The organism is Acinetobacter dispersus (genome assembly GCF_009884975.1).
Taxonomy (GTDB): domain Bacteria; phylum Pseudomonadota; class Gammaproteobacteria; order Pseudomonadales; family Moraxellaceae; genus Acinetobacter; species Acinetobacter dispersus.
The window spans coordinates 1,179,236-1,201,329 of record NZ_CP041970.1 but is presented as its reverse complement, the minus strand read 5'-3'; the positions used below and the strand labels follow the sequence as shown (position 1 = coordinate 1,201,329).

23 protein-coding genes are annotated in these 22,094 nt (G+C 39.5%); 6 read left to right on the top strand and 17 right to left on the bottom strand.

Annotated elements, in window-relative coordinates; all coding sequences use genetic code 11:
* Positions 1-4 precede the first annotated feature (4 nt).
* The 8 genes from FPL17_RS05395 to FPL17_RS05360 are packed head-to-tail and all read right to left on the bottom strand — an operon-like array spanning position 5 to position 8,178.
* Positions 5-832, bottom strand: a complete 828-nt coding sequence (locus tag FPL17_RS05395; protein WP_159883797.1) for a lysophospholipid acyltransferase family protein — start codon at positions 830-832, stop codon at positions 5-7.
* A gap of 52 nt (positions 833-884) precedes the next feature.
* Complete coding sequence (locus FPL17_RS05390; RefSeq protein WP_159883795.1) at positions 885-1,733, bottom strand: SDR family oxidoreductase; 849 nt, start codon at positions 1,731-1,733, stop codon at positions 885-887.
* Positions 1,734-1,737: 4 nt separating this feature from the next.
* Positions 1,738-2,766, bottom strand: a complete 1,029-nt coding sequence (dmpG, locus tag FPL17_RS05385; RefSeq protein ID WP_159883793.1) for a 4-hydroxy-2-oxovalerate aldolase — start codon at positions 2,764-2,766, stop codon at positions 1,738-1,740.
* Positions 2,767-2,769: 3 nt separating this feature from the next.
* Positions 2,770-3,738 carry an acetaldehyde dehydrogenase (acetylating) gene (locus tag FPL17_RS05380; RefSeq protein WP_005313986.1) on the bottom strand — a complete coding sequence of 323 codons (969 nt, stop codon included), beginning with the start codon at positions 3,736-3,738 and terminating at the stop codon, positions 2,770-2,772.
* An 8-nt stretch (positions 3,739-3,746) separates the two neighbouring features.
* A complete protein-coding gene (locus FPL17_RS05375; protein WP_159883791.1) occupies positions 3,747-4,538 on the bottom strand; it encodes a 2-keto-4-pentenoate hydratase in 792 nt (263 codons plus the stop codon).
* Positions 4,535-6,283: a bifunctional 3-(3-hydroxy-phenyl)propionate/3-hydroxycinnamic acid hydroxylase MhpA gene (gene mhpA, locus FPL17_RS05370; protein WP_159883789.1), complete on the bottom strand. Its 1,749-nt coding sequence runs from the start codon at positions 6,281-6,283 to the stop codon at positions 4,535-4,537. The genes FPL17_RS05375 and mhpA overlap by 4 nt, the downstream gene beginning before the upstream one ends.
* Positions 6,284-6,300: 17 nt before the next feature.
* Positions 6,301-7,305, bottom strand: coding sequence for a VOC family protein (locus tag FPL17_RS05365; RefSeq protein WP_159883787.1), 1,005 nt, complete (start codon positions 7,303-7,305; stop codon positions 6,301-6,303).
* Between the two features lie 12 nt (positions 7,306-7,317).
* Positions 7,318-8,178 carry an alpha/beta fold hydrolase gene (locus tag FPL17_RS05360; RefSeq protein ID WP_151716390.1) on the bottom strand — a complete coding sequence of 287 codons (861 nt, stop codon included), beginning with the start codon at positions 8,176-8,178 and terminating at the stop codon, positions 7,318-7,320.
* Between the two features lie 220 nt (positions 8,179-8,398).
* On the opposite strand from FPL17_RS05360, the gene FPL17_RS05355 reads away from it, so the two are divergent.
* Positions 8,399-9,685, top strand: a complete 1,287-nt coding sequence (locus FPL17_RS05355) for an OmpP1/FadL family transporter (protein ID WP_159883785.1) — start codon at positions 8,399-8,401, stop codon at positions 9,683-9,685.
* 53 nt (positions 9,686-9,738) lie between these two features.
* On the opposite strand, the gene FPL17_RS05350 is transcribed toward FPL17_RS05355, so the two are convergent.
* Complete coding sequence (locus FPL17_RS05350; RefSeq protein WP_159883783.1) at positions 9,739-10,203, bottom strand: DUF2147 domain-containing protein; 465 nt, start codon at positions 10,201-10,203, stop codon at positions 9,739-9,741.
* A gap of 188 nt (positions 10,204-10,391) precedes the next feature.
* Between FPL17_RS05350 and FPL17_RS05345 the strand changes: the two genes are divergently transcribed.
* The 3 genes from FPL17_RS05345 to FPL17_RS05335 are packed head-to-tail and all read left to right on the top strand — an operon-like array spanning position 10,392 to position 12,896.
* Positions 10,392-11,471, top strand: a complete 1,080-nt coding sequence (locus tag FPL17_RS05345; protein ID WP_159883781.1) for an amidohydrolase family protein — start codon at positions 10,392-10,394, stop codon at positions 11,469-11,471.
* A gap of 16 nt (positions 11,472-11,487) precedes the next feature.
* Positions 11,488-12,441, top strand: coding sequence for a fumarylacetoacetate hydrolase family protein (locus FPL17_RS05340; RefSeq protein WP_159883779.1), 954 nt, complete (start codon positions 11,488-11,490; stop codon positions 12,439-12,441).
* 17 nt (positions 12,442-12,458) lie between these two features.
* Complete coding sequence (locus FPL17_RS05335) at positions 12,459-12,896, top strand: DUF2147 domain-containing protein (protein ID WP_159883777.1); 438 nt, start codon at positions 12,459-12,461, stop codon at positions 12,894-12,896.
* 214 nt (positions 12,897-13,110) lie between these two features.
* Here FPL17_RS05335 and FPL17_RS05330 read toward each other — a convergent pair whose 3' ends face one another.
* The 3 genes from FPL17_RS05330 to FPL17_RS05320 form a co-directional block, all read right to left on the bottom strand.
* Complete coding sequence (locus tag FPL17_RS05330) at positions 13,111-14,988, bottom strand: potassium transporter Kup (RefSeq protein WP_159883775.1); 1,878 nt, start codon at positions 14,986-14,988, stop codon at positions 13,111-13,113.
* Positions 14,989-15,035: 47 nt separating this feature from the next.
* Complete coding sequence (locus tag FPL17_RS19085; protein ID WP_005188562.1) at positions 15,036-15,236, bottom strand: hypothetical protein; 201 nt, start codon at positions 15,234-15,236, stop codon at positions 15,036-15,038.
* A 264-nt stretch (positions 15,237-15,500) separates the two neighbouring features.
* A complete protein-coding gene (locus tag FPL17_RS05320) occupies positions 15,501-15,839 on the bottom strand; it encodes a hypothetical protein (protein ID WP_159883773.1) in 339 nt (112 codons plus the stop codon).
* A gap of 273 nt (positions 15,840-16,112) precedes the next feature.
* Between FPL17_RS05320 and FPL17_RS05315 the strand changes: the two genes are divergently transcribed.
* Positions 16,113-16,814, top strand: coding sequence for an SDR family oxidoreductase (locus FPL17_RS05315; protein WP_159883771.1), 702 nt, complete (start codon positions 16,113-16,115; stop codon positions 16,812-16,814).
* 84 nt (positions 16,815-16,898) lie between these two features.
* On the opposite strand, the gene FPL17_RS05310 is transcribed toward FPL17_RS05315, so the two are convergent.
* The 3 genes from FPL17_RS05310 to FPL17_RS05300 form a co-directional block, all read right to left on the bottom strand.
* Positions 16,899-17,777, bottom strand: a complete 879-nt coding sequence (locus tag FPL17_RS05310; protein ID WP_159886799.1) for a LysR substrate-binding domain-containing protein — start codon at positions 17,775-17,777, stop codon at positions 16,899-16,901.
* Positions 17,778-18,024: 247 nt separating this feature from the next.
* On the bottom strand, positions 18,025-18,234 hold the full coding sequence (locus FPL17_RS05305; RefSeq protein WP_005212344.1) for a hypothetical protein: 210 nt from the start codon (positions 18,232-18,234) through the stop codon (positions 18,025-18,027).
* A 117-nt stretch (positions 18,235-18,351) separates the two neighbouring features.
* Positions 18,352-18,573: a hypothetical protein gene (locus tag FPL17_RS05300; protein WP_159883769.1), complete on the bottom strand. Its 222-nt coding sequence runs from the start codon at positions 18,571-18,573 to the stop codon at positions 18,352-18,354.
* Positions 18,574-19,086: 513 nt separating this feature from the next.
* Here FPL17_RS05300 and FPL17_RS18730 point away from each other — a divergent pair.
* Positions 19,087-19,248 carry a hypothetical protein gene (locus tag FPL17_RS18730; RefSeq protein WP_004807099.1) on the top strand — a complete coding sequence of 54 codons (162 nt, stop codon included), beginning with the start codon at positions 19,087-19,089 and terminating at the stop codon, positions 19,246-19,248.
* Positions 19,249-19,463: 215 nt separating this feature from the next.
* Here the strand turns inward: FPL17_RS18730 and FPL17_RS05295 are convergent, their stop codons facing one another.
* Together FPL17_RS05295 and FPL17_RS05290 are read right to left on the bottom strand one after the other, a co-directional pair.
* The gene (locus tag FPL17_RS05295; RefSeq protein WP_159883767.1) at positions 19,464-20,699 is read right to left on the bottom strand and encodes a DcaP family trimeric outer membrane transporter; all 1,236 of its coding nucleotides are present in this window, start codon (positions 20,697-20,699) and stop codon (positions 19,464-19,466) included.
* A 122-nt stretch (positions 20,700-20,821) separates the two neighbouring features.
* Positions 20,822-22,012 (bottom strand): MFS transporter, encoded by a 1,191-nt coding sequence (locus tag FPL17_RS05290; protein WP_159883765.1) that lies wholly within the window; start codon positions 22,010-22,012, stop codon positions 20,822-20,824.
* Between the last annotated feature and the right edge of the window lie 82 nt (positions 22,013-22,094).

The following is a 22,094-nucleotide window of genomic DNA, read 5'->3' as shown; positions in this document are numbered from 1 at the left end:
AATACTATTCATCAAAGCTTTTTGTGAGTTTCTTACGTAACCAGCTCCAATTCTGCTTTTTATCAGTTGATCTATATTTTTTCAATTCTGAGATTTGATCTTCAATAGATTGTGCAACTTGCTCACGAATATGCCATATCCCTTGCTCATCATGTGGAATATCTAAAGTAGATATTCGCTCTCCAAAACTAAAGTAAAAACGTTGTGGCTTGGGAATCGGTAAATATCCTACTCCCGTAGGAATAGGTGGCAAAATATCTCCACCTCTTAACTTATCATTCAGTTTGAATGTTTTAAGAAATTTCTGCGCAGTTGTATTCTGTTGAATATCATTGGCATCTATTACAATATCAAAGCAGTCATCTGCCCCAACAGAAGCAAATGGAATAATATCGTAACCATGTTCTATTGCTAGACGGGCAAAGCCAGTACGTTTTTTCCAGATCAGCTGATACTTTTCCCCTTTCCTACGCATAACTTCACGTGCACCACCAGGAAATACAATGATTGACTGTCCACTCTCCATCAGGGCATGACAGTTTCCTGGCGATCCTAAGACCATACCACCTTTTGTGAGTATGTCTTTCCATACTGGAATATGAAAATGCATACGATCCCCTAAAGATCGTAAGTGAATACCATGTTGCTCCCGTATATGTTCAACAAACAATGGCACATCCAAAAGACCATACAAGGTATGATTTCCAACAAATAACGCAGGTTTTGCCATATTGAGTTGATCCGAGTTTAAAAAGACTGGATCAAAATACCAACGTTCTAAATCACGTCCCCATTTGCCATAGTTTTCTTTTGGGGGTACAAAGTTATCCATTTTATTCTCCTCATCAAATTAAGAAGACGTCCCTGTATTCTTAAAACTTGGTTTATTGTTTTGCCCAATTTAGGCTTTTTTCCCATAGCTCATTGGCTAAATTTATATTCTGAGCAGCATGTGAAGAAACTTTGACTTTACAATCTTCATAATAGAACCCCGTATCACCAGCAAGCTGCGGCTGGGTTGCACAATAAAGTGTTGTTTTAGCACCTTCCTCGGGGCTAATCATAAAGCGACTAATGAGCTTAACTAAAGGTTGTGGCAAACCTCGCCAGACATTAGTTGAAACCACACCAGGATGTATGGCATAGGCTGTGACGCCTGTACCATATAAGCGACGACCGAGTTCTTTCACAAAAAGAATATTTGCAAGTTTGGCCACTCCATACTCTTTCAAGCCACCAAAACTCTTGGTTGTTTTCAACACAGCATTGAAATCAATACCTTGAGCATGACGGTGCGCCTTACTTGAAACGACAACCACCCGTGCAGGTTTTGATTCGATTAATTTTTCAGTCAGTAATTGCGTTAAAAGAAAATGTCCAACATGACAAACACCAAATGTGAGTTCAAAGCCTGATTGGGTCATGCCTTTCTGACCAGCCAAACCTGCATTGGCAATGAGTAAATGCAAAGCTAAGTTTCTTGAAAGAAATTGTGCCGCACACTGACGTACAGAATCTAAATCGGCTAGATCTAATTCAATGAACTCCGCCTTTGCTCGTCCAAAACTGAGGCTTTGGATTTCCTGAAGTACAGCTTGCGCTTTCTGCTGCGAGCGACAGGCCAAAAACACATGATAACCTTGTAATGCCAACTCTCTTGCGGTAACTGCGCCTATACCTGAGTTTGCACCCGTTACTAAAGCCACTTTGCCATTTAATTTAAATTGAGACATGCTGTTATCCTGCCTGTTGCTGGTTTTTTAGAAGGTCTAAAGCGACATCGACAATCATATCTTCCTGCCCACCCACCATACGACGACGACCCAATTCCACTAAAATATCAACGGTATTTAGGCCATAACGTTTAGAAGCCATCTCGGCATGACGCAAGAAGCTTGAATATACCCCTGCATACCCTAATGCAAGTGTTTCACGATCTACACGTACTGGGCGATCTTGCAATGGTCTCACTAGTTCATCAGCAGCATTCATCAATGTAAATAAATCCGTTCCATGGTGCCAACCTAAACGTTCAGCAGCAGCAATGAAAACTTCTAATGGTGCATTACCTGCGCCTGCGCCCATACCTGCAAGACTGGCATCAATACGATCACAACCTTCTTCAACGGCCACGATAGAGTTTGCAACACCTAAACTTAAATTATGATGAGCATGTATTCCTGTCTGGGTTGATGGATCCAATACATCTTTCATCGCTCTGAAGCGTGCACGAATATCATTCATCGACATTGCACCACCCGAATCTACGACATAGATACATTGTGCACCGTAAGATTCCATCAGTTTACCCTGTTGTGCCAATGCCTCTGGTGTGGTCATGTGGCTCATCATCAGAAAACCCACGGTATCCATGCCCAATTCTCTGGCATATTCGATATGCTGTTTAGAAATATCAGCTTCGGTACAGTGAGTAGCAACACGGACAACTCGGGCACCAGCGTTATAAGCCGCTTTAAGATCGTGAATGGTGCCAATACCCGGTAACAGCAAAGTCGCAATTTTTGCATGGTTGAGTACATCAGCAGCGGCTTCAATCCATTCCAGATCTGTATGTGCACCAAAACCATAATTGAAGCTTGAACCTTGTAATCCATCACCATGCGCAATTTCAATACTGTCTACTCTTGCTTCATCTAACGCTTTGGCAATTTCTTGCACATTTTGAATGGAGTACTGATGGCGGACTGCATGACTGCCATCACGTAAAGTCACATCGGAAATATATAATTTTTTGATCTTATCCATCGCTTAGCCCTCATCCGATGCACGTTGTGATTGGAGTGATGCCGCCATTTTCTCGCCTGTTGCCAACGCTGCCGAAGTCATAATATCCAGATTGCCGGCATAGGCAGGTAAATAATGTGCTGCACCTTCAACTTCTAAAAACACACTGGTTTTTAGACCAGAAAATTTCCCTAATCCTGCAATATTGAGTGGGGCAGATTCAGGAATTACCTCAAACTGGACTTTTTGTTTTAAGCGATAGCCAGCAACATATTTTTGAACCTCAGCCACCATCTGCTCAACCGAGGCTTCAACCGTAGCCTGATCCGCAGCTTCAGACAGCACATACACCGTATCACGCATCAATAATGGCGGTTCGGCTGGATTGAGGACAATAATCGCCTTGCCTTTTGTTGCACCACCGACTGTTTCCAATGCCTTTGATGTGGTTTCGGTAAATTCATCAATATTTGCTCGTGTGCCTGGCCCTGCCGATTTACTGGAAATAGACGCCACAATTTCAGCATAATGAACTTTAGCAATTTTCGAGACTGCAGCAACCATTGGAATAGTCGCCTGTCCACCACAAGTCACCATGTTTACATTGGGCTGATCAATGTGTTGTTCCAGATTCACCACAGGAACGCAATAAGGACCAATTGCCGCAGGAGTTAAATCCACCATACGAATATTCGGCTTATGTTGTCTTAATAAGGCATCATTTTTGATATGTGCCCCAGCAGAGGTTGCATCAAATACAATATCAATGTCTTTAAATTCAGGTAAATCTATTAGTCCTTGTACACCCTGATGGGTAGTGGCAACATTCATGCGTTTGGCACGGGCTAAACCATCTGATTCAGGGTCGATACCGACCATTACGGCAATTTCAAGATGCTCACCATAACGTAACATTTTGATCATGAGGTCGCTGCCAATATTGCCGCTACCAATAATCGCAGCCTTGATTTTATTGTTTGCTTGACTATTCATGTTTTCCCCTACACCAATTTGCAACTGACTGAACCAAGACGGCCAATATAGGCGGTCACGCTATCACCAGCTTGTACATTGACCATTGGTCCTAGAGCACCAGATAAAATGACCTCACCAGCTTTTAAACCAATCCCTTTTTCACACATGGTACGGGCCAACCACCAAGCAGCTTTTAATGGATGACCTAAACACGCGGCTCCATTACCTTTTGATGCCACAACTTTATTGTGTTCAAGTTCCATTTTTACTTTTGCTAGATTTAAGCTGCCTATTTCGATTGGCTGATTTCCTAAAACAAACAAACCACAAGATGCATTATCAGCAACCGTATCTTCTAGCGTGATTTTCCAGTTATGAATCGCGCTATCGACGATTTCTAAAGCGGGTAAGGCATAAGCCAATGCAGATATGAACTCACCCCACGATGGCATTGGCCCAACAAGATCTCGCCCAACAATAAAAGCAATTTCAGCCTCAATTTTAGGCTGCATAAGTTGGTTGACAGGAACGGTGTCACCATCTAGGTATTCCATATCATCGAATAAAATCCCGAAATCAGGCTGATCCACACCAAGCTGTTGTTGCACAGCTTTTGAAGTCAAACCAACTTTCTTGCCGATAATTCTTGCACCTTGGCTGACCTTATAATCACTATTGATTTGTGCAACAGCATAAGCCTCATCTAAACCAGAAATACGATGTGATTCAGATATTTGCCCAACTGTTTGACTTGATTGTCTAGCATGGCGTAATGCCAAAGCCGCAGAATTTAAACGTTCTTGATCATTAGTCGTCATACATTCACCCCGCCAATTGTGTGAGAACCAGTTTTATCAGCAGTTAAATCCAATTGATGCTTTAACTGCTGTATGGTTGAATTAATTTCGACTTGATCAACAACAGCAAATGTAAATTTATCAGGACGTAATATTGCAATGGATTGCGATGTCTTACATGCCTTTTTAAACCAACACACCATATCCCCATCAATATCTTCCACTTCAAACACATCAGGATTTAAATCTCGATTGATATGGCCTTGAGGTCGATCAGAATATGGATATAGAGTGATAAATTTACAGCCAATTTGTTCTAAGACTAGTTTAGATGTGCCTGATAAACCTAATGTTGGATCCACTGATAACCCAATCAAAGAATAGTTCTCACCCAATAGAGAATCTAAAAGCACAGGACGACCATCAAAACCACGGACAATAGGCTGCGGAGATAAGCCACCTTCAGGGCTTAAACGATGTTTACGTGCTAAGCCAAAATACTGACCTTTCGTGTAAACAGGTTTTGGTTTAAAACCACCTTCCTGTCCCCACTCTTTGAGTTTAGGAGTTGCAAGAACCCCTTTAATTACACCATCACGGATTTTCCCAATCACTGGATTGGTCATTGAAACAAGGTCTTTTAATAAGACAGAACCCTGAATCATTGCTTTGGCATGATCATGACGCTCACTTTCATAGCTATCTAATAATTTGTCTCCAGCTTGGCCATTGAGTACCGCACTAAGTTTCCAGCCTAAATTACCTGCATCACGGATACCTGAACTTGCGCCTTGCCCCATAAATTGTGGAGTCATGTGAGCAGCATCACCTGCCAGAAGCACACGTTTATCTCGCCATTGATTGGCAACCAAGGCATTAAAGGTATAGACCAGTTTACGTTTTACTTCAAAGTCATCAGGATTTACGAATTTGGATAACAACATATGTACTGTTTCAGGTTGTTCCATATATTCTTTGGTTTGACCTTTTTTCAGCATAAACTCAAAGCGATGGAATCCATCTGGCTGTACACAGCTCACCACTGGCAGATCTGGATCAACTACAAAATTAAAATACGGTAGATGACGTAAGCCCTTATTTCGATCTTTCTGTTTTAGATCCACAACTAGCCATGGCTCTGGGAAGTTTTTCCCTGACATTTCAATACCAAGCTTGGCACGAACAGTACTACGCCCACCATCAGCGCCGACCAAATAACGTGCGATAACTTGTTGGACGTCATTATCCCCCTGCACTTCCGTTTTAACATCAGTCTCATCACTAAAACGATAGACTTGTGTTGCCTGATGGATCACAGTCACTCTGTCTGCATCTTGACTAAAATTAATCAGCTCTCGTCCACGCAAAATTTGAACATTTGGATATTTGGCTAAAGCATTGGTTAAAGAAGTTTCTAAATAAGGCTGATAATAGAAATTCACCACCGACCACCCGAATGGGCGTTTGAGCGGCTTGTATTGTGCAATCACGGTTCCATCTGGACGAACCAGTTGTACAGGCGTATCCAAGAGCATATCTTTTTGCAGTTCTTCCGCCATATCAATCGACTGAAAAATACGCATGCATTCATCATCGGTATACACAGCACGAGCATTGCCATAAAACACAGGTTCACGTTCCAACACCACGACCTGATGTCCACGTTTGCCTAAAATATGAGCCAACACCAATCCAGTTGGTCCTAGACCTGCAATAACCACATCTACATTTTGTGATGTCGTTTTTTTAATTTTCTGACCTGTCATGTTTAGAACCTCTAAAACTAGATGGGTGAATATTCAGGATGAATCACTGTTGAGATTCCCTGTTTCAAATTATTTAAATTGGTTGAAAGCATATAGAGCTTGCCTGGATTCTCGGGCTTGTGTCCCCAAGAACTGATTGCAAAATACTTGGTCGGTTTCCATGTGCTTTCATCTACCACCAATGGAGCCCATCCAAACTCAACTTCAAAACCTGATGGACTAATCACATAAAATGACAATTCCTTGTCATTTGGATGCTGCCCAATCTCATGCGCCATTTCATAACCAAGCTGCTTACATCGTTGAAAGGCATTGGATAAGTCATCTAAAGAAGCACCTTGTAGATTTATGTGTTGCACTTTAGTGCGAATTGGATCTAGAGCGACTTCTCTGGTCGTAGCGATCGCAACTGAATGATGACGTTCATTTAGACGTAAGAAAGTTACATCTAGTGTTACACCACTAATGACTTGCTCAATCTGGTCACTCAGTCTTGCATCAAAGATTTCCTGCCAAAACCGCTGCATCTTCAAAGGCTTTCGTGAGGTAATCGCCACATGTCCCATTCCTGCATCACCAGTCACAAAGCTTGAGGTCAACATATTTAAGGGTTCATCACTCAAGTTGGCCTCAACAAACAGCTCGATATTCTGTTTTTTAGGTCCTATGATGCGCCAGAATTGCTTTACTCCTCTTTGCTCAGCCTCAGCCTGCGTACTTTTCTCAACGGCAATATCACGTTCAGCCAAGCGACCAAGAATGATGTCCAGTGATTTTTGATCTTTAACCTGCCAACCTAGTGCGACAAAATCTTCTGACTTTCCTTTTTGCACTATCAGGCGTTTGGCATGATGATCCATACGAAAGTTAAGTTCATTCATGGACTGTTCTTCATCGTTAAAGTGCAGCCCTAAACCCTGTTGCAGGAACTCTTTCCACTGTTTTAGTTTGTTTGATTCAATCACTGCATAAGCCATACGGACTGAACCAAAAACATCCTGATCTATTGTGGTGCTATTCATATGCTCACCTTTTCAAACGATGGCTTGTCTAGCAAAGAAATCTAGACTGAGTTGATTAAATTCATCCGCTCTTTCCCACTGCACCCAATGCCCTGTGTTGGCAAATAAATAAACATCACAATTCGGCATGATTTTCTGCAAGGTCAGTGCACCACTCGGACGGTTCACTAAATCATTCGCACCCCAAACCACCAAGGTTGGAACTTTACATTTTTTGAGTCGTGAATCACGGGTGAAGTCCATGCGAATAGCACCTTTCAATCCTGTAGGTCGTCTTAATGGCGGTGCTGCAACCACGTCTGGATCAATACTGGCTTGGAAGCGTTCACGGATGACACTTTCAGGCACCTGACTGCCATCAAAGACCAAGTATTCACGGATAAAAGTTCTGAGCTTATCCATACTCGGTCCTTTGCCACCGTAATAATTTAATAAGCAATTCAAACCTTTAGTCGGTAGACCTTTGGTGGTATTAATTCCGCCTGGCCCCATAAGAATCAAGCTTGCAACTCGCTCTGGATGTTCTAGTGCCATGCGTAAGCCACATGCACCACCAAGAGAATTGCCAATAATATGGACTTGCTTGATTTTTAATTGATCCAATAAGCCCAACATTGCATCTGCTAAATCTCCAAACGGATCATCACGATTCACTCCCTTTGAAGACTGCCCATAACCCTGCATATCTGGGATGAGAACGCGATATTTTTCTGCCAATGCGTCAATATTCTTGGAGTAGTTAGATAGCCCTGAAGCACCTGGACCACCACCATGCAACATAAGAATCGGGAAACCTTCACCCTGTTCACTTAAGAAAATCTGTCTCTGACCAAATTTCACCACTTGGGATGTCAATGTATGAGTGTTCGTCATTTTTTCTTTCTCAAATACTTTATATATTTAATTTGAACATAACTGTTCAAATTAATCAATATTTGTTCATTTAATTAAAATCTATATATTTCAGTCAGATATAATTTTTATAAAAAATTATTCGTTAAAAACCCTAAAAAATATAATTTTTACATAGTAATTGCTTTTTGAACACTTTTGTTTAATATTTTATATTCATGTAAATTTCAAGGATACTGTTGTGATCGGACCACTTAAATCAAAATTCATATTTCTTATTGCTTTAAGCCCTGTTTCTTTAACTTACGCATCTGGTGTTTTTGTCGATACTCAGACTGCCGCTGGCGTTGGTTATGCTTTTGCTGGTTCATCAGCGCTTGCACAAAATGCAAGTGTGGTCGCCTATAACCCCGCAGCAATGATGGGCTTAAGTTCAGGCCATTACTTATCAGGTTCAGCATCATATGTTGATGCACAAACGGATTTTAAAGGGGAAAAAAACACATCAATTTCACCCATCGTTCCAACAGGGAGTGTAGAAGCCAGTATTGAACGAAAATTTACCGTGCCAAGTGCTCAATATGTGTATCGAAGTGAGCAGCCTTTTGCTGTGGGAATGAGTGTGTCTCCGTTATATGGAAATAAAGGAGAATGGAACGAGGATTTTGTTGGGCGATATCAAGGTCTTAAAACTGAGGTCACTGGAGTGAATATCAATACTTCATTGGCGTTTGAGATCAATCCTCAACTTATGATTGGTTTGGGGCTAAATTATCTTGATTTTGATGCTACGCTCACCAGAAAAGCGGCACCGCTGATCAATACGAATCCACCTCTTTACTTAGGTGATGCTCAAGGTGAATTGAAAGGAGATGGAGATGGCTGGGCTGGAAATATAGGGATATTCTTACGGCCAACAGATAAGTTAGATCTTGGTTTGACGTATCGTTCTGAAACAAGTTTAAAACTGGATGGTTCTCTGACCGTCACAACACCAGCTGCAAAATTGGTTAATCCAGCGACCGTCGAGATTAAAATGCCACAAAGTGCGAGCTTGGCAGGCGCCTATCATTTTACGCCACAATGGACTGCGCTTGCAGAACTCACTTGGTATGATTGGTCTGTTCTTCCTGCTTTTAGTGCAGTAAATCCTAACAATAATGCTGTCGTATACGAGGAGCAACTCAACTTTAAAGATGGTTTAAGATCAAGTATCGGTGCTCTCTATCAAATTACTCCGTCAACACAACTCCGATTCGGTATGGCTTATGATCAATCTGTGGTTGAGTCATCTTCTGATCGAACAGTACGTTTTCCTGATACCGATCGCATTTGGCTTTCATTGGGTGCAGGCTTTAAAGTAAGTAAAAACCTAAGTATGGATGTTGGCTACTCACATATTTTTGCAAATGAAGCAACAATTGAAAGTCCAACTGTTGTAGCAGGTAAACCAACGATGCAAACACTCACTGGTTCTTTTGACACTGACGCAGATATTTTTTCACTTCAGTTAAATTATAAATTTTAATCACATAGCCCAAGTCGACATCATAAGATCATGTTGGCTTGGGCCATCAAGTTTTAGTCCACTTTCATCCAAACCTGACTTCGTCCTAAGGCTGAAGTACCAATATATCCTCGTAAAATCATTCTTGTAGCATTGGCATTGATTTTAATTTTACCTTTATAAATATTACCACTCATCGGATCAATCACATGACCATCATGGTACTCATCTGGTCTATTCATATTTTTTTTGAATCCATACAGAATCTTCATTCCTTTCAGAGGCGTATCTTTTAGATCACCTTTACAGCGAAAACATTTATCCGTAAATGCTGTACTGTGACCAGGCAACGGATATATCTCCTCAATTCTTCCTTCGTATTGCCCTTCATTGCTTTTATAAATATTCACTTTTGCTCTTGCGTAACCACTTTTATCATCAATCGCCTTCCACATCCCCGTAATATCTTGAGCCCATGTATTTGCTATAAAAATATTGAATAGAAAAATTTGGATAAAAATAGTCCCTATTGACTTCATAAACGTTTTCCCCCGCTCGTTAAAATTATCTTTTCAAAAAACTAAACGTATTCGCAATTAAAACAATACAAAAATATTAAACAATATTGTTCAATTTTAATCACTATTGATCTAATATAAGCATATTGATATTTTGTTGTCTAGAAATACTAGCAACTAAAAACGAACAGCTCTGCTGAGGATCAGATATGACAAATACAATATTTCAGCAAGGAAGAATTGATGTGCATCATCACATTGTTCCTCCAGTTTTTAGAGAGGCAATGCTGAATAAAGGCATCGACAAAGTCGCGGGTGCTCCCTTACCTGTCTGGACACCATCACAATCGATTGACATTATGGATCAGATCGGCACTGAGACTGCAATCGTCTCTTTATCCGCTCCAGGTGTCTATTTTGGTGATGTACAAGAAGCATGTCGCTTGGCTCGTCAATGCAATGAATATACGGCTGAAATGCGTCAAAACTTTCCAAACAGGTTTGGATTCTTTGCTGTTCTCCCAATGCCATTGACTCAAGAAGCTTGTGCTGAAGCAATATATGCATTAGAAGTCCTGAAAGCGGATGGCATTGTCTTATTGGGAAGTACTAATGGTATTTTTCTTGGTGACAGTCGCTTTGAAGAACTCATGTTTGAACTCAACAAACGTAAAGCGATTGTTTTTATTCATCCCAATCTGCATGAGACCAGTGAAAATCTAGGATTGACTACGCCTGGATTTATTCTAGAATTTTTACCTGATACCACACGCGCAGCAGTTAATTTAATTACTTCTGGCGTGATGGAACGCTATCCAGATATCCAGTTTATTCTCGCGCATGCAGGCGGTTTTCTACCTTATATTGCATGGCGAGTCTCGTTAGGCAACCTAATGACTGAAATGAATAAAAATGCGCCTCAAGGGATCATGACCTACATCAAGCGTTTTTATTTTGATACTGCGTTATCACCATCTCCTTACGCCATGTCAGCATTAAAAGAACTCGTAGGGACTGAAAGAATTTTATTTGGTAGTGATTTTCCATTTGCACCTGCACCAGTGTCACATATGCAAGTACAGACCCTTGGCGAATTAAGCATTTTTAATGAAACCGATCACTATAAAATTCAAAGAGGCAATGCGTTAAGCCTATTTCCTCAATACCAAAAAGCCAATGAAGAAGTCAGTCCACGTCCAATTTATCAACAAGAATCTTTCGGCAATAAATTTAAACGTTGGATGACTCAGCCAATTATCGCTATCGCAGAAAAGAAACGCTCAAAATAAAATTGGGATATTTGTTATGGCTTTACATATTGTTCATTTTATTGATACTCAACAAAGAAGACGTTGGGGACTCATTCAGAATGATGAAATTATTTCCTTTCAGCATGACTTTAGAAGCACTCAAGAAATCATTCAATGTGGCATGCTGCAACTGGCAAAATTGGCAACGGAAAGTAAAGAAAAATACTTACTTGCTAACGTGAAATTACTGAGCCCAATTACCAATCCATCTCAGATATTATGTCAGGGTGCGAATTATCGCCAGCATATGCTTGATTCAGGTATCAATCCTGATACCCAGTCATTTAATATGTTTTTTACCAAATCATTGGCCTCGCTTCATGTACCAAATGGATGGATTGAAAAACCAAATCATGTTCATTTATTAGACTATGAAATTGAATTAACACTAGTCTTAGGGAAAAAAACGCAAGGCTGTGTAACAGTCACTACAGAAAATTTACATGAATATATTGCAGGTATCTGTATTGGTAATGATGTTTCAGCACGTGACATCCAGATTCCACAAATGCAATTTTACAAAGGCAAAAGCTATCGTACTTTCTGTCCGCTTGGTCCGGTGCTTTGTTTATTGAATAAGGCAGAAATGCATTATCTCAACAAGCTACAACTTAAATTGAAAGTAAATGGCGAAGTCCGTCAACAGGATTCGACCGTGAATCTAGTCTTTAAACCCGCTGAGACACTGACTGAATTCTCTCAGATTACTAATTTTGAAGTGGGTGATGTACTGATGACAGGTACACCATCTGGATGTGCACTTGGATTACCATCGACAACACTGATAAAAATGACAGGGCTTTTACCTGAAAAGCTCAGATGGCAATTGTTTAGCAAAAGCCAGTCCCGACGCTCCCAATATCTGAAAATTGGTGATCAGATTGAATCTCATATTTTTAGTAGTGATGGCAAAATCAATTTAGGCTATCAAAAACACACTGTTTGTTAAGTAGAGAATCCATTGTTATGAAAAAATATTTGTTTTTATGTTTACTTGCTGCCCATCCTGTTCAGTCATTCGCATCTGACCAGCTCAATGGTACGGTATGGAAAACAATCGATGATCAAACCAATCAACCAAGAGCTCTTGTAAGATTTACTGAAGATAAAAATGGTGCTTTATCAGCGACTATCGAAAAAATTCTGGTTCCTAGTGAAGCGAATAAATGTACCAAGTGTGAAGGAGCCTACCAAAACAAATCACTCGTTGGTCTGACGATCGTCAAAAATTTAAAAAGTTCAGGTGAAAGCAAATATACAAATGGATCAATCTTAGATCCTAAGACAGGTAAAACCTACAGCTTTAATGCTAGCCTATCTCCTGACGGCAAGAAGCTCAGCGGTCGTGGTTATATCGGTATTTCTGCACTTGGTCGAAGTCAAACTTGGTATAAAGTTAAATAAGTAGAATTTTTTTATTTTTGGATTGAACAATAGGTTTAGTCCAAAAATATATTTATTCAAAAATAATAAATCATTTAGTGGAAATGAGGATACCTTGCCCTAGACAATCTACTTCTTGTTGGCATAGCACTTGACGGCTCGTTAATAAACTAACTCACCGTAAAGTCTATTCTAAATAACATAATTTAAGAAAAAATCTTAGAATGCCGTTCTATTAAATTTCAATCTGGCTACCCAGTTCTACCACTCGGTTGGTCGGGATTTGATAAAAATCACTGACTGGACTGGTATTACGCTGCATTGAAATGAATAGATGTTCTCGCCAAGGTGCCATACCATCCCCAACACTATGCATGATACGCTCACGTGAGATAAAGAAACTAATCTGCATCAAATCATATTCGAACTCTAATTGTTCATAGGCCTGAGCCAGTGCACGTGGTACATTGGGCTCGTCTTTAAAACCATAGAAAATCTTAATACGATAAAAATGCTGATCTAAAGCTTCAACACTTATACGTTCTTCTTGTGGAACAAAAGGAACATCTTCAATCACAACCGTCACAAGAATATTGCGTTCATGCAAAACTTTATTGTGCTTGATATTATGTAGCATCGCATGTGGAACCACATTTGGCGTGCCTGTTAAAAATACCGCATCACCGGGAACTTGATGCACATTATTGCCAATACTTCTTAGAAATAAATCGAGTGATAAAGTGTCATGCTCAAGTTTTGCAAAAGTAAGCTCTCGTCCTCGCTTCCAGGTCATGAGAATAATCATTGCAGCAGCACCAATTAATAATGGTACCCAACCGCCTGAGAACATTTTCAGCGATGCAGCAGCAACTAAAACTGACTCGAGAATAAAGAATGGAATAATTAAAAGAAATACTTTTGGTAAGCTCCATTTCCAAGCAGAGTAAATAAAGACTGCAACTAAAATTGTATCGCACAGCATAGTTAATGTTACAGCTAGACCATAAGCACTGGCGAGATTTGAGCTGGTTTGAAAGATTAAAATCAAAATCAAAATTGCGATTAATAGCAACCAATTGAGAAAAGGTACGTAGATCTGCCCTTCCTCTGAATCAGAAGTATGCTTAATACTTAATCTTGGCAAATAACCAAGTTGAATCGCTTGGCGCGCTAAGGAGAAAACTCCAGAAATGACTGCTTGTGAGGCAATTACTGCTGCCATTGTCGCCAAGATAATCATTGGATATAGCGCCCAACTAGGAACTAAAAGATAGAATGGGTTTTCAATTGCTGCTGGATTACGTAGCAATAAGGCACCTTGTCCTGCATAGTTTAAAACCAAGCAAGGTAACACGACACTGAACCATCCAAAACGAATCGGACGAGGACCAAAATGCCCCATATCGGCATACAGTGCTTCACCACCTGTCACGGTTAATACTACTGCACCCATGATAAAGAAAGACTGAATAGGATGGGTAAAGATAAACTGAATAGCCCAATGAGGACTAATCATCCCAAGTACAATTGGGGTCTGTATCACACTGGTAATACCCAGAACACCTAGAGACAAGAACCAGAGTAAGGTAATCGGCCCAAAAAATTTACCTACAAACGCAGTACCATGTTTTTGCATCAGGAACAATGTGGTCACAATGACGATTGCAATTGGGAGAATAAAAGGATCAAGTACATTGGTGGCAATAGATAAACCTTCCACCGCAGAAAGTACTGATATTGCAGGGGTAATGATTCCATCACCAAAGAATAGAGATGCCCCGATAAAACCAATCGCGATGAGATAGATTTTTTTTGTGTCGGATATTTTGGCTTTACGCAGGTTTAAGGCCAGTAATGCCATGATCCCGCCTTCACCATTATTGTCTGCTCGCATGACGATAGCGATGTATTTAATACTGATGATCAGCATTAAACACCAGAAGATAATGGACAAAATACCTAATACATTTTCAGGCTGAATTCCTAAACCATGCGCTGCATGAAAGGATTCTTTTAATGCGTATAGAGGACTTGTTCCAATATCTCCAAACACCACCCCTAGTGCTGCCAACGCTGTGGCAGGTAATGCCGTTTTTTTCGTAGTACTTTGCATAATAGGTATTCTTTAAATGTTATAGGGCAGAACTTTGGTCATTTATTTTATTTAAGCATATGCTCTATTTCTCGTGGAGAATACCCTCTTTCTTTAAGAATCTGAACAATAATTTGCTGTATTTCTTTCGACGCGCCGCTATGCTTTTTAATCAGAACTTCTACCCGATCCCCCATGAATATGTCTTTTTTATTAAGAAGCAGGTTATGAAAACGATTGTTTTGATTAGACGTATTAAAGAAACCCATTAACCTATCCATAAGAACGATTGCAAAGTCTATTTTAATAAACTTAAAAAATTGACCGCGTAAAATTTGCGTAAATTTTTAGGCTATGTCATCTAAACTCAAAATGTTCTGGCTCTTATTAAAGTCATATACAAAGATACCAGTTTAAAGTGACCTATCATGCTTCATAAAAAACTAAACTAAAAAATCACAGCTGAATGAGAGCAGTCCTTTTATTCCCTCGGTCAATAAAGGTTTTTTAGATTGGTTATTTCTATCGCTACTTTACTGTACTTTCATATTTGCTTCAGTTAAATAAGCTTTCTTCGTGGTCTTATTCCATAAACAAAGCTCTTGCCCTGTTTTGTTTTTCATATGTGCTTGGGGATATTTCCCTTGAATTAGGAGTGCTGAATATCCAACACGATCATCAAACAACATCACATTGCCCACTGTTTTGGCATTTTTAAGTTGGCTGGCTTTTATACAGGCCGCTTTTATTCCTTGATCATGTTTGTTCCATGCCTGCTCGGAACTTCCAAAAGTTACGCTGCTTACTGCAGAACTTGCTACCAAACCTAAAGTAGCGAGATATTTTAAAAATATACGATGTCTCAATGCCATGATCGTTGTCCTGTAAATTCGAATGTCTAGATCTATACTGAAATAATCTTATGAGAGAATCTAGCAATTTATACATGTTGTAACAGCACCTATTCAGGATCACACATACTTCTAAAAAGTTGTTCATAATTTAAACTTATAACGGGTTGAGCCTGTAGATTTTCTACTGTATTCACTAAAATTTATCATTTGCCCAGCGCCCTATTGAACTTTAATATTATTTAAAAATGAGTTAAATATTTCGTATTCAGAATGACATTAAGGGTAAAAATCATGGTTGAAAAAGTCGCTATTGTTACAGCCGCAGGAAGTGGTATGGGTGCAGCTGTTGCAAAAAAACTAGCAGCGGATGGATACAAAGTTGCAATTCTATCTTCATCTGGAAAAGGTGAAATTCTTGCGAAGCAACTGAATGGCTTAGGTGTTACGGGTTCTAATCAATCAATCGAAGATATTCAGCGCCTTATTGATGAAACGCTTGCTCGTTGGGGACGTATAGATGTTTTGGTCAACAGTGCTGGACATGGCCCGCGCAAAGGAATTTTAGAATTAACAGATCAAGATTGGCATGATGGTATAGATACTTATTTTCTCAATGCTGTACGCCCTATTCGTTTAGTGATTCCGATTATGCAACAACAAAAGCACGGCGTGATTGTAAACATTTCCAGTGCTTGGACATTTGAACCTAGTTCACTATTTCCGACTTCAGCAGTTGCTCGTTCGGGACTGGCTGCTTTTACCAAGATTTGTGCCGATACATATGCTGTTGATAATATTCGGATCAATAATGTTTTACCTGGATGGATTGATAGTCTACCAAAGACAGACGAACGTGCTAACAGTGTTCCAATGAAACGGTATGGTTCAACAGAAGAGGTTGCGGCTACAGTTGCTTTCCTTGCATCTGATGGTGCAGCTTATATCACAGGACAAAATATCCGAATAGACGGTGGTTTAACTCGCTCTGTTTAATAAAATTCAATCAAAAATTTAAAGGGATAAATTATCTATATGATCCCTTTAATATTAAAACTGATCTCATCAGTATAATTTTTTTTATTTGTGCTCAGTACCTAAATATTCGATACACCACTGCCAAATTTTATCGACTGTGCTATTCGGATGCGAGGTTTTCTTTCTGACCAGATAATAACTTGGTCCAACAGTTTTTGTTTCTGAAATTACTTGTACGAGTTTTCCTGACCTAATATCAGTATCAACGAATGCTCGGCATGCTAAAGCCACTCCTTGCCCAGACAAAGCCGCATCTATTGCCAGCGCGGTTTGATTAAATACAGCTCCAGCTAATTTCGCGTTCGTGCCTAGAAAATTTGGCCAATGATCATGGGCATCGTGTAGCAGTGGCATACTAATCAACTGTTCAAGTTTCAAAGGAAGCATTAGATCCCTAACAAAATTAGGACTTGCTACTGCAATAAGTTCCTGACGAAACAATAATTGGGCTTCTAGATTTTCTGGAAATGATTTTTGGGTGAGCCTTATGGCGATATCAACTTGATCACGGTCAAAGTCTGATACCGATTCAGTCGCAAGTGTACATAGATCTATATCAGGCAGTACTGCATGTAAATCGCCTAATCGAGGAATCAATATTTTGGTCGCAATGGTTGGTGTCACACTTATAGTTACACGATCTGGCTGCTCTAATAGTGATTCTGTTGATTCAGCAAGAATATCAAAGGCACGAGTTATATCGACCAGATACTTTGTTCCTTCAGGCGTCAAAGAGAGTCCCCGAGGAAGTCGTTGAAATAGAGTCAGCTTAAGATGCTCTTCTAATGCTCGAACTTGCTGAGCGATCGCGCCCTGAGTCACTCCCAACTCATCAGCAGCCGCACGAAAACTTAACTTTCGGCCCGCTGTTTCAAATGCACGTAAGGCATTTAAAGATGGAAGTTTTCTACGAGATACCATAAACATATAAGAAAGTAGTTTTTCTACACTCTAATTTTTTTGTTAATCGTATACAAGCCATTTTCGACTAGTCAATCATTCAATAATTGTAGGAGCACGATTTAAAAAAATTGGTGATAGATTGTTATGACTTGGCTCATTCTTCAAGCGAAAGCTCATGATATCTATATCTTCCAGCAAGAATTTTGATATACCGATTTGGACAATGACACAATATTTAAAAAAACTCACCGAAGCGAGTCTTGTTTTACTCTATATAGTAGCTATTACCATCGGAACTATTAAAAACCAAATTCAATGTAGGGTAAATAATTTCACCTTTTATCAAAATATATTCAACTTTGGGACTCTGTACCCGGGTTGATTGAATAGTATTAGTTGTCTTTACTTCGGTGTAGCTTGCTTGTGCTCTTCTTTCTTTACCTTGGAAATCAATAATTGTAATGTCTTTTAGCATCAATCTGCTCCAATTTAATCAATCATAGTATGCCTAGCTGTGCATATATACAAACGTTAAATTATCAGCGGCAGCAATTTATAAGGGTCTGTAGCAATTTAAAGCGCTAATTCCCTTTTACTTTAATTTACCAAGAATATTTTCAACTCGGCTTGTTACTTCATCGACACTCAAATCCTGACAGATCCAAAAACTGTAAACTCTATCGTTTTTTACATAGATCTGTTTAAAGTACTCTGAAGATTTTTTACTGTCGATCTCTCCAGCTTTAAAGTTTTTTTTATTCAAATCTACCGTCATTCCATCTAAATCAGCACCAATACATAATTTCAATATCATCACCACTCAGATTGAATGTCCACCTTATCATATATGTATCTGCTTTATCGGGCTGTTTATGTAGAGCTTTGGCTAGGTCTTAGCTTAACTTCAATAGGTAATATTTGGTTGGTTTTTACCCCACTGTATTGTCCAGCTTGATCTGCAACATTCGCTCAGCTGAGTGAGCTACTCAACTGACTGCGGGCGAATTAGCACATATCAGACAAGATAGCTTTTTGTTTTCGCTAGAAATACTTTTCAATAAATATCACACCTGAGTAATTGGATTTATTTAAAAAATAAGATTTGTGATCTTTGTGTACTTGCCCTTGAAATTCTTGAGGTCTGGTAACGGTTTTTAAGCGATAGCAATCAATAAGTAATATTTATTTGATTTTATTTAAGAAATATTTCATAGATATATTCTTTGATTCATCTACATATCCCTACAAATCGCTCTTAAAGCTGCTGTAGTGTAAGTAAAATAACAGCGTAGTATGAGGTTTCCATAACGAAACAAAGAAGATAAAAATGTCTGATTTTAAAGAGTTTTCTAAAAAAGCGACCCATGATCAATCACCACTATTACAAGCAAATGAACATACTCAGGTAAACACCCCTCAACCTACTCCAAAACCAGAAGACTCTTCAAAACCAGAGGATTCACAAGAGCCAGACCCAAATAACAAATAATTTATTCTTATCAGAGTCTTAAAGCTTATCTTAAGGTGCTGTTCATATAGAGGATAAATCAGTGCACTGATTTATTTTACTATTCATTACTTTTATCACTTTGATTTATCTAGTTGCTTAATTGCATTCATTCATTGATTAAAGAAGATAGAAATAGCCTCTCAGATCTGAGGGGCTATTTTAATTTAAAGATAGCTAAGAAAAACCAATTAAAATTAAAACGTATACTTAGCCATAATTCCAATACGGTTATCGCGATATTTTTCACCTGCAAAGGTTTCGCGCTGAGCATTGATATATTCCAGGCCCAGATCAATTGGTGCTACGGGAGAATATATAAAATTGATCCATGTTTGCTGTACTTTTTCATTGGCTGATATATCTGAGCTGCTACTTTGAGCATAGCCATTTGTATTATCTGCAAAAATTGCACCATAAGCGAGAGTTGTTCGTAAATTGGGGCGAATATAGTAGGTTCCACCGATCTGTACGGCATTAAATTCATTCTGTTCTACATTCCCATTCGCAACAGTAAAAGCGGTATTGCTTCCATAAACATAATGGCTATTGCCTTTTAGATGGCTAATATCAGCAGATAGTTTTAGAGATTCAATTGGCTTATAGTTCACACCAACTGCAATCCCCCAACCTATTTTATCTGACTTTAGCGTTTCAGCTTGATATTGCTCAAGCATGGCCCGTAGCGATGTAGAACCTTTATTCTCAGAAAACTCATGCATCATTTTTGCTGTTAACACAGGCACTCGATATGTAATTGCAGTATTTGATGCCGAATTATTTCCTTTTTCAGCAGCTAAGAAGAGTTGGTTTGTCGGTGTAACCTTGTAATTGTAACGAACTTGTGGATATTGCTTGGTGCCACCACCAATATTGGTTGAAAAGTCCATCATTTCAGGTGCATGATTGGATAGGAAGTTTGAAGTTGTTTGACCAATTAACCAGTTGTTATACGTCAAATAAGCATGACGAATGCGAAGATTATCATTACTTCCTGCAAAATCTACCTCGACTTTAGCGCCAATTTTTGCCTCTTGGGCAAGCGTCGAAAAATCCAAGCCAATACGCGTGGTTTTAACGGTTGTTCTGAGCTTATCTTTGGCTTCAGCTGTACTTTTAGCTGCGGCATTAAAGTCGTTATCTGCGCCTTCAATAATATAATTGGCATCAGCCCGCAAAAAACCATATAGATTGACATGAGTCTCGGGTTGAGTTGGTGAAAAATTTAAAATAGGCGCTGATACAGTCGTTTGATCTGTGTCAGTAGTCTTATATTGTTGTTGAATTAAAGCTCTCAATTCTTTTACCTCTTCCATGAGTTTTTGAATCTCCTCTTGATCAGTCGCTGCATTGGCAGATGTCATCATGAGCAAGCTTATAGACAGTGCTAAACTATGCTGAATGAATGACGGACGATTAGGAAACACACACATGAAATACTCCTGTTATGGCTTGAGCAGTAAATTTAGATAAATTGAATTCAGCATCGAATTCGAATAAATCGAAAACGATGGTTTTTAAAATGATATTTTTTAACGAGATATATATTTACGATTTAAATATAACGATTCCGACCAGACAGGTAGCCAAGAATACCGATCAGTATTGAGAGTAGAACAGCCATCATTAATACAGAATTCCAATTCTGACTGACGCCTCGTAATGCACCGACTAAGGTTGGACACGCTGCCGCCATCAGATAGCCTCCACCTTGAGCCATACCAGAAAGTGCAGCTGCTTGATGTACCGAACGAGAACGTAGACTCAAAAACATCAGTGCCAGTAATATTCCGCCACCAGATCCAATACCAAAACTAAGTACCCAAAATATTGCCCAATGTGGGGCAAATAACAGTCCGAGCATCCCGATACACATTAATAAGCCCATACTAATGGCAACTAAACGTTGGTCTTTCAGACGATTCACCAATGGACCTAAAATTAAACCAGGTACAATCCCTGCTAATTGCATCAAGCCATGTAAAGAACCGGATGCTTTATTGCTATAACCCGCTTCGGTCAAAATTGCAGGCAACCAGCTCACCATTGCATAGAATAAAGCCGCATTACAGCCCATAAACAATGTGACCTGCCAAGCAAGTTTGGATTTCCAAATATTCTGTGAATGTGTTTCTGCCAATGGCATCTGTACTTGTTCTTGAGTTTTATTCTGGAGAATGAGTGGAATCCAAAACAGACAAGCAATGAAGGAAAAAATGCCTATAACCATTAAAGTTGGCTGCCATCCTAAAATTTGAGTAAGAGGTACAACACTGCTCGATGCAAAAGCCCCTGCTACAGCCATCGCAATAGAACATAATCCTGTGACAACGGGTACGCTGTTTGGAAAATCACGTTTGACCAGACTAGGTACCAATACATTTCCAATCGCGATACCAATACCAATAATACTTGTTCCAATAAAAAGCATCGTGGCTGAGCCAATGGAGCGGACTACAGCACCAGCAATAACTACGATTAAGGAGGCAAAAAGAATTCGCTCAAAACCAAATTTAATTGAAAAACGTGCGGTAAATGGAGAAATAACAGCAAAAGCAATCAGCGGTAAAGTTGTTAATAAGCCTGCTGCACTGGGTGAAAGGCCAAACACCAAACGTAATTGCTCAAGTATTGGCCCAACTCCTGTGATTGGTGCGCGTAAAGTCGATGCGACCAATAGCAAAGCGATTAGCAGAAAGATGGAACGCTCTTTATTGAGAATTGGAGGATTAGAGTTCATATTCATTTACCAAACCATATGCTATGCCAGCATGGTATGAGCGTTAAGAAATAGGATCATCAACATTCATACCGTGCAGTGGAGTTGA